The 13,497-nt window shown below is 49.9% G+C and carries 11 protein-coding genes; 5 read left to right on the top strand and 6 right to left on the bottom strand.

Translation table 11 applies throughout. The features are described from left to right. The 3 genes from NZ772_03865 to NZ772_03855 all read right to left on the bottom strand — a co-directional run. Nucleotides 1–1,608, bottom strand: a 1,608-nt coding sequence (locus NZ772_03865) for a PAS domain S-box protein (protein MCS6812695.1), incomplete at its 3' end; no start/stop codon positions are given. 120 nt (nt 1,609–1,728) lie between these two features. Next, nucleotides 1,729–2,616, bottom strand: coding sequence for a Uma2 family endonuclease (locus tag NZ772_03860; protein MCS6812694.1), 888 nt, complete (start codon nt 2,614–2,616; stop codon nt 1,729–1,731). Nucleotides 2,617–2,856: 240 nt separating this feature from the next. After that, entirely contained in the window at nt 2,857–3,714 is an 858-nt protein-coding gene (locus tag NZ772_03855; protein ID MCS6812693.1) for a DNA-formamidopyrimidine glycosylase, read from the bottom strand. Between the two features lie 665 nt (nt 3,715–4,379). Between NZ772_03855 and NZ772_03850 the strand changes: the two genes are divergently transcribed. Beyond that, nucleotides 4,380–6,710 (top strand): caspase family protein, encoded by a 2,331-nt coding sequence (locus NZ772_03850; protein ID MCS6812692.1) that lies wholly within the window; start codon nt 4,380–4,382, stop codon nt 6,708–6,710. Nucleotides 6,711–6,748: 38 nt separating this feature from the next. Here the strand turns inward: NZ772_03850 and NZ772_03845 are convergent, their stop codons facing one another. Beyond that, entirely contained in the window at nt 6,749–7,456 is a 708-nt protein-coding gene (locus tag NZ772_03845; protein ID MCS6812691.1) for a TIGR02117 family protein, read from the bottom strand. Between the two features lie 132 nt (nt 7,457–7,588). On the opposite strand from NZ772_03845, the gene NZ772_03840 reads away from it, so the two are divergent. From NZ772_03840 to NZ772_03830, 3 genes are read left to right on the top strand one after another with little or no spacing between them, the layout of a single operon-like run. After that, nucleotides 7,589–7,798, top strand: a complete 210-nt coding sequence (locus tag NZ772_03840) for a DUF2997 domain-containing protein (protein ID MCS6812690.1) — start codon at nt 7,589–7,591, stop codon at nt 7,796–7,798. A 4-nt stretch (nt 7,799–7,802) separates the two neighbouring features. Then, nucleotides 7,803–8,561, top strand: coding sequence for a helix-turn-helix transcriptional regulator (locus tag NZ772_03835; GenBank protein ID MCS6812689.1), 759 nt, complete (start codon nt 7,803–7,805; stop codon nt 8,559–8,561). After that, nucleotides 8,558–9,334 (top strand): ABC transporter permease, encoded by a 777-nt coding sequence (locus tag NZ772_03830; GenBank protein MCS6812688.1) that lies wholly within the window; start codon nt 8,558–8,560, stop codon nt 9,332–9,334. The genes NZ772_03835 and NZ772_03830 overlap by 4 nt, the downstream gene beginning before the upstream one ends. 28 nt (nt 9,335–9,362) lie before the next feature. Here the strand turns inward: NZ772_03830 and NZ772_03825 are convergent, their stop codons facing one another. Then, on the bottom strand, nt 9,363–10,499 hold the full coding sequence (locus NZ772_03825) for a DUF4351 domain-containing protein (protein ID MCS6812687.1): 1,137 nt from the start codon (nt 10,497–10,499) through the stop codon (nt 9,363–9,365). A gap of 69 nt (nt 10,500–10,568) precedes the next feature. Further along, entirely contained in the window at nt 10,569–12,344 is a 1,776-nt protein-coding gene (mrdA, locus tag NZ772_03820) for a penicillin-binding protein 2 (protein MCS6812686.1), read from the bottom strand. Between the two features lie 327 nt (nt 12,345–12,671). On the opposite strand from mrdA, the gene NZ772_03815 reads away from it, so the two are divergent. After that, a partial coding sequence (locus NZ772_03815) for a spermidine/putrescine ABC transporter ATP-binding protein (protein MCS6812685.1) occupies nt 12,672–13,497 on the top strand: 826 nt, incomplete at its 3' end.

Here is a 13,497-nt window from a genome sequence, read left to right as displayed (position 1 = left end):
GCCATAGGCTGTCACTAGTTCATCAGTAAAGCAAGGATCTTGCAGATTACTACCCAGCGCCGAAATCCATGGCTCACTCACCGCTTCCGCAATCATGTCACCGCTGCCATCGGGGTTAAAGCGATAGACCAACACGCGATCAGCCTGTAGGAGCTGGTGCACATCATGAACAGCCGCATCCAATATCTGGTCTAGATCCAATGATTCGCGGATATGGTGAACGATCGTGCTCAAAATGCGTTCTTGCTCTGCTTGCAGTAGCAACATTTGCTGGGCCTGTTTTAGGTCAGTAATGTCACGCACAACGATCAGCACGGAAACCACTGTTCCATCTATATCCCGTTCTGGCACAATACGAGAACTCATAGTACGTTTGCCCACGGGCAACAGCATAGTGTATTCCAGGCTTACGTCTTGGCCTGTGGTGAATACTTGGGTCATGGCTCCATGCCAGAGGGTAACTAGGTCACTAGGAAAGCCCAGTTCCTCACTAGTTTTGCCCAGTAATAGGTGTCTGGGAATACCTGTAAGGGTGGCAGTAATAGGGTTGACGTATAGGAAACGAAACTGGCGATCGCAGCGCATGATGCAATCAGGAGAATTTTCTGTTAAGGTACGGAACTTTTGCTCCTGCTGACTGAGAGCTAGTTCAGCCGCCTTGCGATCACTAATGTCTTCGATTGTGCCTACCATCCGCACTGGGTTACCTTGCTCATCCCAGATGGCTTGTCCTCGGCTGCGAATCCAAACATAGTGCCCTGCTTGGTGTTGTACTCGCAACTCTACGATGTAGGGTTGTCGGTGGCGCAGATGTTGCTCAAGGGCCTGTTGAATTCTGGGAATATCATCAGGATGAGTGCGGCTGAGGATAGTTTCTAAGGTTTCGTTGCCCCTTTGCTGGGGGTCATAGCCCAAAATCTGCCAGTAGCGATCGGACACCACTGCTCGGTTAGACCTCAGATCCCAGTCCCAAATGCCTTCCCCTATACTGCGGATTACCCAGTCATAGCGATCGTGGGCTATTTGCAGGCGCTGATTGACAGCACACAACTCAGCATTCGCCCGCTGCAACTCGACCGTGCGTTCAGCTACTTGCTGTTCTAGGGTCTGGTTTAGGGTGTGCAATTCTCGCGCTAACTGGTTACGCTCGGTTACATCTCGCAAAATTGACAGATGGCGATGGGGTGCAAAGTCTGCGGTGGCAGCATATTCCACCTCGCGAGTCACACCATCAGCTCGCACTAGGGAGAAGGTACCCCGCTCGTGTCCTCGCGCACGAAATGCTTGCCAGGCTGCCTGCATATCTATGCTAACCACGCTAAAGTCTGCAATGCAGCGCCCCAACAATTCTTCTCTAGGCAGGCCAAATAGTTCACAAGCTGCTGGATTAGCCTCTACATAACGCCCATCATCAGTGATCACCATAGCATCCAGGGCTTCTGTAAAAAATGCTCGCAATAGGCGATCGTCCAGGGATTGGGTTACGGCCTGGGGTTGAGGAGTGATGGGTAATTTGTGTTGATGAGCGTCGTCAGAAACATCTGAAGAGGATTCTGTCTGGCCAGACGCAGCAGCAGAGGATACACAGTCAGATAAATCTGGCAGCATAACGGTAGAAGTGACAAGCTTGCTTACGATTTAGTGTAAGGTACCGATTCGATCTACAGGGCAACTCGTTACACAGCCGTTAAGGTTAGTCATTACTGAACAAATCGTAAGCTACCGTTACTAGCTCTGAGCTAGAGATTGCACTTCAGCCAATGGCAAGTCTAAAGCTAGGGCAATTTGATCATAGCTAAGCCCTAACTGAAGCAACCGAGGGATGGCCGATCGTCGCGCTTGAGCCTCTTCCTCAGCCCGCAACCTTGCTTGTTCAGCCTGCTGTTCTGCTAATGCGGCTTGTAGTCTTGCCTGTTCAGCCTGCTGTTGAGCTTGCTCGGCCTGTCGTTGAGCTTGCTCAGCCTGCTGTTGGGCTTGCTCAGCCTGCTGTTGGGCTTGCTCAGCCTGCTGTTGGGCTTGCTCAGCTTGTTGAGCTAGCTCTAACGAAGTCAAAAACTTGCGCCCATCGGGGTAATACAAAACCAGTTCTTGTCCACGTTGCCATGCGAAGCGAATGCCTAAGCGAGGACTAGTCCATTGACCAATATTGCGAATAGGCAATAGTTGATTACCTTGTCGTTGCCAGCCTTGCAAGATAAAAGTATCAGGGTCGTAGCAATAGTATTCCTCTACGCCATAGCGTTGGTAGAACTCAAATTTTTCCTGAAGCTTTCGCCGTCCTTCGCTAGTACGGTTGCTGTCAGAGAGAATTTCAAACACGACTTGGGGGGGAATGTTATTCTCTTGCCACTGTTTGTAGGAGCGACGATCGCCCTTGGGTACACCAAACACAACCATAACATCGGGAGCCTGTCGAGGAGCAGGCGGCTCGTTTACCTGAAGGGGATACCAGAGCAAATCTCCCGCGACGAATACATCGACAGCAGCAGCAAAGAGGATCTCCAGATTTTCCTTGATCATAACGATCCAGCGATATTGGATGGTATTTTCTGCCATAGGATTGCCATCGCTGGAGGGGTAGAGCAAATCATCGGAAATGTGAACCAAGCTAGTCATAGTCTGCGCCTCTATTCCAACAGACGTTACCTAACTATACACCTCAGACAACCTAATCTGGTTACACAGGATGCTTCTTCTACTCTGCTCTTGCACCCAAGGTTTTGGTTGAGCAGTGGTGACTAGCTCCTGAACCCACACCGAGGGCTTTCCATAATCCGTTGCAATTGGGTCGTTGCACTGTACTCTTCCTTATAAGGCAACCATCTATTCCACATATTCCAGATATTAAAGTGACTCCTAAAGCTGACATTGAGGGCAGTAGTGTGCTGATCGCCCTGCAAGCTTTATTCGCTGAATCGAGGTGCCACAGACACGACAAGGCTGGTTCTCTCGGTCATAGACCCAGGCCGCTCTGCTGTAGTTGCCATTCACGCCATAGACACTAAGAAAGTTGCTAAAGGTTGTGCCTCCTGCGGCGATCGCGGCTTGAAGCACAGTGACCACTGCCTCGTGTAACCGCTGCACTTGGTCATCGGACAATGCTCTACAAGGACTATAGGGACGAATTCCACTCAAAAATAGTGCTTCATCGGCATAGATGTTGCCAACACCAGCAACCAGAGTTTGATCCAGCAGTGCGGACTTGATCGATCGTTGCCGCCCCTTCACCTGAGCCGCTAAGTAGGCCACTGAAAAATCTGGAGACAATGGTTCTGGCCCTAGTCGTTGCAACCCTGGTATGGCCTGTTCTGGAGGCATATTGGCGGGCACTATCCACAGTTGTCCAAAGGTACGCTGATCCACAAACCGTAACTCTTGACGCTGAGGAAAAAACAGCCGTACTCTCGTGTGTTTATGCACCGGCTCATCTCGACATAGCCACAGCAATTGCCCTGTCATCCGCAGGTGCACCCCTAGCCAACCTGCTAACCGAGAAGACCCCGTAGAAGTATTCAGTAGTTCGGCCAGCAGATATTTGCCGCGACGGTGCCAGGTTGTAATTTGTTTGCCATGGAGGTCATCCAAACCAGTCGAATGAGCGATCGGATAGGCGATCGTTCGTGCCAGCAACACCTCTCCCCCCTGCAACGGTTGATGCAAGGTAGTTTGGTTTAATCCTCGACGCACAGTTTCAACTTCCGGTAATTCTGGCACAGCCTAACTAACCCATAACTATCAACACCAGCAAGATAGAACTAATTAACCTAATTCGCAGTGAATATTACAGGGTAAGGGGGTTTTACCCCTCAATATTTTGGCTGTGCAGATTCAGGCAAGAACAAGAATTTACACAACCTAATACAAGGTAAGTTTTTTCCCTACAACCACAACGTTGGTCACCAATGACGAGCAGGGTATAGACCTTTTTTAGCGGATTCTACATGCTAGTTGCAGAATGTGTGCTAGTTCTCTCATAGCCTTTAGGTAAGCTTGTAAAAGATTTGCATGGGTTTCTGACCCTACAGAAATCACAGCAGAATAAAAGTTACAATAAAAATTAGGAACTATAATCAAAGGAACCGTTTTTACAATCGTCCAGGTATCATCTGGAAAAGCATCGCCAAAAAATTGCGTTAAGAATTTCAAGCACCTAAACTAGAGTGGGGTTAGTTTTGACAAACTAGTAACAGGTTTGGGGTTAGGGATTAGCACAGTTGGTTGACTGCATTACCGATGCAAGAGCTTCATCATCCATCAATGCTGACAGGGGGGTAGGGCTGTGTCTATTTCTGACTGTCTGAGCGTCGATAACACAGCTTGATGGAGCAGTTGACCTAGAAAAGCACAAACCACCCTTTACGCAAATGCAGGGACATCTGATGATGGTTAATCCTTCTAGAGGCGGTAACAATTCGCACTGGGCTGTTGTAATCGGTATCAATCGGTATGCGCGGTTTCAGCCCCTTATCTATGCTCAAAATGATGCCCAAGCTGTGTGGACATTTTTGGTCAAAGAAGCTGACTTGTCTGTGGCCAACTGTGTGCTGATGACAGACACTTCATCGGCAATCCAAGAGCAATCTACCTATCCCACTAGACAAGCTATTCAGCAGTGGGTTAGCAAGATTAGTCAACAAGCTGTGCCCGGGGATACTATTTGGTGCTTTTTCAGTGGCTACGGGGTTTGCCACCAAGGGCAGGACTATTTGATGCCGATCGATGGTAGTCCAGCCGATATTCCAGGTACTGGCATAGCTATCCAGTCATTGTTCCAAAGTCTGCAAGCGATCGCAGGTGTGCGTGTGATTGTGCTGTTAGACATAAACCGTAGTCAAGCCATGCAAGTAGGCGCTACAGTTGGCAGCCAAGCCATGATCCTTGCCCAGCAACATGGTGTGTGTCTGGTGTTGTCTTGTCAGCCTGATGAATTTTCCCATGAGAGTCATGGACATGGACTCTTCACCACTACCCTACTGGAGGGATTGCGCCATCCCCAATGCACAACGCTAGATGCCCTTAGGCGCTATCTCACCGTGAATTTGCCTAAACTAGGCACCTACTACTCGCTTCCTAGTCAACATCCAGTGGTGGTCATGTCACCAGAACTGGCTACTGAAGCAATCATCACAACTGCCATCCGTCGACCATTGTCTGCCCAAACTACCTTAGCCATTAATGGATATAGAAACGGCACTAGTACATCGTCTACACTACCCAAGTCAGAGCTGTACCAAACAACTCTAGAGCTAGGGTCTGAAGTTCGTGGTGCTGCCTACAGTAGCACTGCCTATGGTAGTAATGGACAAGGCAGTAATGGGTACAGGCTTGAGCATAGTCATAGTAATGGGAGTCATAGTAATGGGTCTTCTGGGGAAGAGGTGCTGTTAGCTTCGAGTATGGCTATGCCAGAACGATCGTCGTCCTCAGCACAACCAGAGGTGCAATGGTCTCAGCCATCCTCAACTCTACCCCCTACCCCAATGCCTTCTGCTAATGGTAGGGTACAGATGGGTGTGCAAGCCTCACAATCTGAGGGTTCTGACCCCCCAATTGGTTACTCATTACCCATCAACTCTCCAGAGGAGCCAGCTATGACAACTCCTTCACCTCTATCCCATACACCTGATAGCGGTTCAGTGGCTGAAGAAGACGCAACTGATGGCAAATTTTGGCCCAGATTGTTGATATGGGGAGGCATTGCCTTAGTTGTGTTGTTAGCTGGGGTGATTCTGCGTAATGCTGCTGGCCTATCATCAAAGCAGCCCCTGAAACCTAGTTCTGTGCCTACGGCCTCACCCACAGCCCAACCTGATGCCAGCAATCTACAGCCACCCGCTGATCCTGCTCTGTTGTTGAGCTTTAACGCGCTGAAAAATAATCAACCGGAACAAGCATTGCAGTTGCTGGATAATTTGCCGCCCGATCGCCAGCGTAGTCAAGAATATAAGACATTGCGCAACTTGACTCAGCAGCGACTAAGCCGCGTGCGATTGTCAGAAGCCCAAGAAATGGTTACTGGCAACCAAGCTATTTATCTCCGGCGAGCGATCGATCACCTGCAAACCATTCCGCCCAGCGACCCATCCTATCCCGAAGCCCAACGCACAATTGACCGCTGGAGCTTTACGATCTTAGATATTGCTGAAGGCAGGGCACGCAAAGGTGACTATGGGAGGGCGATCGCAGCAGCTAAACTAGTACCAGAATCTAGTCCTGTTGCATACAGGCAGGCTCAACAGCGGCTGGCAGAATGGCCACAACAAGCCCAGCAGCTTCGCACTAGCCAAGAGATTCTCAGCCAAGCAACGGCGCGAGCCAAGGGGTCTCAAGCTTCTGCCTATAACCAAGCTATCCGCATTGCTCGCCAAATTAGACCTGGTGATCCGCTCTATCAACAAGCAGAGGAACGCATTGCTCTCTGGAGTCAGCGCATCCTGAAGATTGGCCGTAGTCGAGCCGAGGAGGGTAAGTTACGGCAAGCTATGGCCGCATTTCGGTTGGTGCCATCGGCAACGGTTGCCTATGCAGACGCTCAACAGGAGATTGAGTTATTGAGCAAAAGAATTCTGGATATGGCTCGAAACAGTGCTGCTAGTGGTAACTATCGGCAGGCGATCGCGCTCGCTGGCTTAGTTCCACCTTCAACCTCTAGCTATGCAGAAGCCCAGGCTAATCTGCAAGTATGGAAAAGTCGCTCTAGCAGCAGATGATAGTCCTAAAAAGTCTGCATTTAGGGACTTTCACCTGCTCAAGGAGTCTCGACAGGGCAACCATTCCGCAGGTGTAGCATCACAGCGGGGGCTAAGCCTGACCACAGGGGAGTGTTAACTTGAGCTGCTCGCAGGCCGTCGGCTGTCCAGGTGTTACAAGTTCTAATAAGGGAATAATGTCCGTTTGCTGCGTAGAAGCTGCTGTTTGGTCGGTATCCCCGTTTTACTATAATCGGATGTCCTTGATAATCTCGCTGGAACGACTGGTCAATAAACTGCACAAGAGCACGGTAGTTAGGGGGACTTAGCCGCAATATCTTGATAGTAAATCCAGGCAAACGCTGTGGCCTAGTTGGATAACCTTGAACGTGAAGTACAGATCCTGCTGAGAAAGCCATTGCCCTTACCACAGTTGATATCTTCAGGTCTTGTATAGTGGGCGTTTGCAGGTAAAAGTCTCTATCGCCCCAGCCGATACTGAGATACTGGTAATCTTGAATGGAACCATCGCCAATGTCTGCTAGGGTAAGGCGCGATCGCCAATCTACCTGGTTTGTTTGCACAGGCACAATCAGGTTGGTGTGGAACCCATTGCTATTAACCCCAATTTCAACTGCACAGTCCGTCTGGGGCGCAATCCACCACTGTCGAGGGGTCATGTAACCGATCGTGAGCATCAACACTAGCGACACTATGGCTATGCCTACATACCAGGCAATTCGTTTCCAAACTTGGCGACGGCTCATGAAACCATTAATTCAACACAGCATCTAGCCTACTGTAATCCTCTAGCTGTGATTTGGGACGACTCTCTCGTGGGTTGCCCGTAGAGTAGACCGTTATGATAAGGGGGAAGTAGTAATGGAGACAAGTTAACCATGGCAGAGTATCAACGGATTGAGTACCGGATTAGTAAGGATGGTCAAATCATTGAAACTGTACTAGACGGTACAGGGACGGGCTGTGTGGAGATGACAAGTGCGATTGAAGCAGCTCTAGGCCGTGTGGAAACCCAGGAATTGTTGCCAAGTTACTATCAAGACCACGATATCGATCCAGAAACCACCCAAACGATTCATCAAGGTTAGAGCCATGCTAGAGTATCCAGCCCCGTTGCTATTGCTATTCACAGCCATCGCTGAATTCGGCATCATCGTTTTTGTAGGAGCAATGGCATTGGTACGTTATCTTCAGGGACGGCGATCGTCCTCCATACCGACTGGTCAGTATGATCTTGTTCTGTGGCCTCAACTGCAAACAGCAGGCATTAAGGACTGGAAAACCTTGCAACAATTGTCTGGGCTGACCGTTGACCAAGTGAATCAACTACGGATGGGGCATCTTTCCCAGCTTTCTCTGGGACAGTTACAACAAGTCGCAGCCCTACTGGAATGGACTCTTGACGATCTGCTAGATGTCTATGGTCTGTCTGCTGCCCGTCAAGAGAACCGTGCTTTGCGGCAAGAAGGTTTGCGCCTGCAAGCAGCCCTTCAAGACCAACAACAGACCCTGATGACAGCATGGCGACGGGATACCTTTGCTCAACTTCAACCGCTGCTAACCAACTACCCCACGGTACAAGCGATGATTCAGATGAAACCTGACCTATTGGCAAAAAACGTGATATCACTCTTCACTAACTTGGATAACTTATTGCAACAGTGGGAATGTCAACCGATCGGAACCGCTTGGGCACAGGTAGCCTACGACCCTCAATTACACCAGCCTGACCAACCTGACATCGCTCCTGGAGAACCAGTATATGTGCGGTTTGTTGGGTATACCCTAGGAAATATGATCCTGTGTCCTGCCAAAGTTAGCCGTACCTTGCCTGTCAGTGCTCAACCATGACTACCCTTTACCGCATTGCCACGATCGCCCGCCGCACCTTTTGGGAAGTGATTCGCGATCGTGTTCTTTACCTCCTCTGCCTATTTGTCCTCGTGATGACCATGGCAGTATGGTTACTGCCTGAAGTATCCACTGGTTCAGAAGACAAAATCTTTCTTGACTTAGGCATCGCTACAATTGAAATCTTTAGCCTTGCCATTGCCATTTTTGTCGGTACAGGACTCATCAACCGCGAGATTGAAAAACGCACTGTCATCGTGCTGCTAGCAAAGCCCATTAGTCGAGCAGAATTTATCGTTGGCAAACACCTAGGACTTTGTAGCGTGCTTGCAGTGCTCCTGGTTGCCATGACTGTCATCTACCTAGCCTTTTTGCATTGGCAGGGCATCACCTACCCTGTGGGCAGCATCCTTACCTCCCTAGGCTACACCTTTCTTATGCTATGTCTCATCACTGCGGTTGCCATTATGTTTGGTACTTTTTCCAGCGCCATTCTAGGCACCCTGATCACCATAGCAATTTATCTCATTGGTCTGCTCAGCCGCGATTTAATCGCATTTAGCAAGCTGATTCCCAACCCTACCTTTCAGCGCTTCACCCAGACCGTCTATCTACTGCTTCCCGACCTAGCACGACTTAACCTCAAGAATGAGGCAGTATATGGGGTTTTGCCTGACGCTTCCACACTGTTGCTTAATGCAGGTTATGGCGTACTTTACACCATCTTGCTTCTATCCCTAGCCACATTGATTTTCTCTCAGCGAGAGTTTTAATCCGCGTGGTTGTTGTGTCTTCGTGGTTTCATGATTCAGTGGGTTGCTGAGTTTGCAGCCAAGCAGCCAAATCGTCCGGGTTGGCAAGCTGGGGCAGGATCTCCAGTAAGGCAGTGAGTTGCTGGGGAGCAAGCTGGCGGGCTTGGCGGTGTAGGTCAGGGGACAGCTCAGGCCATTGCTGCTGGAGACGATCGCTCAGTTGAGCCAGTCGATTGTCCAAGGTCTGCACCCAAGCGGTTAAGTCAGCATCGGTGGCAAAGTCCAACAGGCGATCGGCCAAGTCTTCCACCTGCTGCAGAGAGAGTGCTTGCAGGCGGGTACGGCACTCCTCACTCAGGGGGCCAAAGCGGCGATCAAGCAGGCGCAGAACGGTACGAATTTCGCCTTCTAACCGTCCTTCTAGCCGTCCTTCTAACCGTCCTTCTAACCGTCCTTCTAGCCGTCCTTCTAACCGTCCTTCTTGAATGGTTGCTTGTTTCCACTCTAGGTAGGCTGGTGATAGCTGTACCATAAGTCTCCTCTCCTCATCCGTTTGCAGATTCAAGTTACCCACCTCTATGGTAACTTTCCAGCTTGCCAATAGCTCCAATGTGCGATCACGGCGTGGATCATGCTTGGGAAGTGCAACCAGTTCAGCAATCGCCTGCTGTTGCACACTATCCCGTCCCAGCAGTCTCAACCACAGGGTATCTGGAGTCGCAGGCAGTTGGTCAATGGCCACGATCGCAGCCCGGTAGGCAGCAGGCAGGTGATAGACACCCTCACCCCAGTCGGGTTGCAGCCTTCCTCCAAACTCACTAATCACTGGTTGGGTGGTAGTAGCAGCCAAAATCCACAGGTTGGGTAAAGCATCCTGGGTGGGGTTTTCTGCTCGCTTGGCTCTGCGGCGACTGTCTTCTTGCAACCACAGGAGTTTCAGCAGGCAACTTCTAATCTCGGCATGGGTAGGGGCGTTGCGGAAGGGTTCTAGCAGGCAAGGGGTAGTGGCTATGCGGCTGAGCAGTCCCAGGTCGATTGGGGCGGGTTGGTCAGGGTTGGGGGTAAACCACAGGTCTACGAATTTGGGTTCGCCGGGAACTTCTAGGTTGCGTTGAACGGTGCCTAGGGGTTCCAAAAAGTCTTCTAGGTACTGCTTGGCCAGTTGGTCAAAGAGGATGCGGCTCATGCCTAGGATAGATAATGCATGGGTACTAATCCTACCATGTCTTGACGATCGATTCTCACTGCAACCCCCTTATTTGATAGGGTTAGCCTTAAAGTAGGCTTCTAAAACTTGCCGCACCATGGGTGCAGCCACTGAACCACCCCCACCGCCAGAGTTTTCTGCGAAGGCAACAACTACAATTTCTGGCTTATCTAGAGGTGCATAGGCTCCGAACCAAGCATGAGATTCTCGTGGTGGATCTTCTGCCGTACCACTTTTACCAGCGGTTGGAGGTAGCGTCTCTACATTGAGAGCAGTTCCCGTACCTTGGGTTATCACCGCTCGCAAACCTTCACGTAGGACTTTAATCGTTGACGGCTGTAGATTAAGGGACTCTCGCCATGATTTGGCTTCTTCATTATCCTTCAGTAGGTGTGGCTTGACTCGATAGCCACCATTCGCCGGTACTGAAAACATGACCGCAACCTGAAGAGGACTGGTTAAGAGAAACCCTTGGCCGATCGACATGTTAATAGTGTCTCCCTGGAACCATCCCTCGTTCAGCTCTCGACGCTTCCATTCATGATCAGGAACTAGGCCTCTGTACTCTTCATTGGCTAGCTCGATACCAGTTTTTTGACCAAACCCATAGCGTTTTGTCCATTGAATTAGTGGTTTTTCACCCATTCCCATGGCGGTTTGATAGAAAAAGGTATCACTGCTCCAAGCCATTGCCCCCACAAAGTCCAAGGGGCCAAATCCAGCTCGGTTCCAGTCCCAAAATTGAATGCCCCCAGCCACAATGTAAGGAAATGTTTGTAGAACAGTATCAGGACTATACTTTCCAGATTCGATCGCTGCCGTCGTGGTTACAATTTTGAACGTGCTAGCTGGCGGAAAACCTTGCAGAGCACGATTCAACAACCGCGACTCATTCTGGATCTCTTGCCATTGAGCATTAGTAATGCGACCTGAGAAAATGTTTGGATCAAACGCAGGACGACTGACCATGGCCAACACCGCACCATTTTGAGGGTTCATGGCGACGATCGCACCCTTCTGGTCTCCCAATGCTGCTTCGGCTGCCCGTTGCACATCCAAATCCAGTGTCAGAGTGACATCATTACCCGCCCGTGCCGATTTTTGACCCAAGATTCGGATGACAGCGCCTGTGCCATCTACTTCGACCTGTTGCCCACCCCATTCACCCCGTAATTGTGATTCAAAAGCTGCTTCTACACCCATCTGGCCCACAACATCCCCGATGCGATAGCCATCCTTCTTCCGTGCCTCCAGTTCCGTATCCGTCAACTCTCCTGTATAACCCAGAACATGAGACGCGAGATCCCCATAGGGATAATAACGTACAGCTTCCGCATCTACTTCCACACCCTTGAGTTCATAGTTATACTCTGCCAACGCAGTAATTTGTGCTGGGGAAATACCCCTAGCTACCCGGACTAAAAATGGGGATGTGTAGCCTGCCTGTTCTATCCGTTCTTGAATACTGGTTTCAGACACCTTGAGAATTCGAGCAAGGCGCTTGACGGTCGTTGGCCACTCGGCTTCTTTTTGAGCTAGCGGCCAAACAAACACTGAGTAAGAAATACGACTTCCAGCTAAAGCCCTACCCTTACGATCAAGAAGTCTACCCCGTTCAGGTTGCTTAGGAATCAGGCGAATGCGATTATTCTCTGCAAGCTGGCGGTTACGATCGCCTTGAATTAGCTGCAAATGCACCAGCCGACCACCTATAACACCAAGCAGCAGTAGCGTAATCACCAACATGATAATGACCGATTGGTAGTATTTACCAACCGTGCGCGGAGCTACCTGTTTGGTTGAATTGTACTGAACTAACGCCATAGGTACACTGTAAGTGAGATGGCACCGTGCCCACTATCTTACTCTACTGAACTGACTCAATAAATGACTTCCTATTCTGGACAGTAGCTGACAGCAACCCCGGTTCAACCCAGCTTAAACTTTGCTGCATAATCAGTCACATCCATCACGTAGCATCCTGGTTTCTCACTGGTCACTAGGGATCCATCCTCAGCACTAAACTTAACGACTACAGGCTTAATATACGCTGCGTCACTTGCCTAAGAATGTTATCCTGTAGGCAATTCCTTTCTGGATTAGCATGGAGTCATGGTTGCTCATGAGAGGTACCGCAGGAAGTCGTTAGCTATGTCTCAAACCATTATTCAACCTCAAGACTCGGTAAAAACCGCCAGTGAATATGATGTTGAACTCAACAAAGTATTCAAAGTCTATAACGGTGAAACGGCTGTGCGCGGTGTAGACCTCAGAGTACGGCGTGGGGAATTTTTTTGTTTATTAGGGCCATCTGGATGTGGTAAGTCCACAACGCTCCGTATGGTGGCAGGGTTTGAAGTGCCGACAGCAGGTGACGTGTTGATTCGAGGTCGATCAATGACCAACGTTCCTCCTAATCGACGGCCCGTCAACACTGTGTTTCAGAGTTATGCCCTGTTCAGCCACCTCAGTGTTTGGGAAAACATTGCCTTTGGTCTTCGCCTTAAAAACTGTAGTAAAGCGGAGCTGCAAGATCGCGTAAAAGAAGCCTTAAAGCTAGTTCGCATGGAATCATTTGCCCAGCGTTATCCATCTCAGCTATCTGGCGGCCAACAGCAACGAGTAGCCCTAGCGAGAGCATTAGTGAATCGTCCGGCTGTGCTGCTACTAGACGAACCTCTAGGTGCCCTTGACCTTAAGTTGCGGAAGGAAATGCAGGTAGAATTATCGACCTTACATCGAGAGTTGGGCATGACGTTCATCATGGTGACCCACGACCAAGAGGAAGCACTTAGCCTGTCCGATCGCATTGCTGTAATGTATGAAGGCAAGATTGAGCAGATTGGTTCGCCCCAAGAGATTTATGAACATCCACAAACGCCTTTTGTGGCCGACTTTATTGGCGATACCAACCTATTTCGGGGTAAAGTGATTGAGGTTGAGCGGGCAATGTTGCGCGTGCAAACAACCAAAGGAA

It is taken from the genome of Cyanobacteriota bacterium (genome assembly GCA_025054735.1).
Lineage (GTDB): Bacteria > Cyanobacteriota > Cyanobacteriia > SKYG9 > SKYG9 > SKYG9.
Note: the sequence above shows the minus strand (reverse complement) of the source record. Positions and strands in the feature narration are given on the sequence as shown.

What these genes read in the sequence shown, in the direction of transcription:
- NZ772_03860 (MCS6812694.1), bottom strand. Translation starts at nt 2,616, where the DNA reads ATGACTAGCTTGGTTCACATTTCCGATGATTTGCTCTACCCCTCCAGC.
- NZ772_03850 (MCS6812692.1), top strand. Translation starts at nt 4,380, where the DNA reads ATGATGGTTAATCCTTCTAGAGGCGGTAACAATTCGCACTGGGCTGTT.
- NZ772_03845 (MCS6812691.1), bottom strand. Translation starts at nt 7,456, where the DNA reads ATGAGCCGTCGCCAAGTTTGGAAACGAATTGCCTGGTATGTAGGCATA.
- NZ772_03840 (MCS6812690.1), top strand. Translation starts at nt 7,589, where the DNA reads ATGGCAGAGTATCAACGGATTGAGTACCGGATTAGTAAGGATGGTCAA.
- NZ772_03835 (MCS6812689.1), top strand. Translation starts at nt 7,803, where the DNA reads ATGCTAGAGTATCCAGCCCCGTTGCTATTGCTATTCACAGCCATCGCT.
- NZ772_03830 (MCS6812688.1), top strand. Translation starts at nt 8,558, where the DNA reads ATGACTACCCTTTACCGCATTGCCACGATCGCCCGCCGCACCTTTTGG.
- NZ772_03825 (MCS6812687.1), bottom strand. Translation starts at nt 10,499, where the DNA reads ATGAGCCGCATCCTCTTTGACCAACTGGCCAAGCAGTACCTAGAAGAC.
- mrdA (MCS6812686.1), bottom strand. Translation starts at nt 12,344, where the DNA reads ATGGCGTTAGTTCAGTACAATTCAACCAAACAGGTAGCTCCGCGCACG.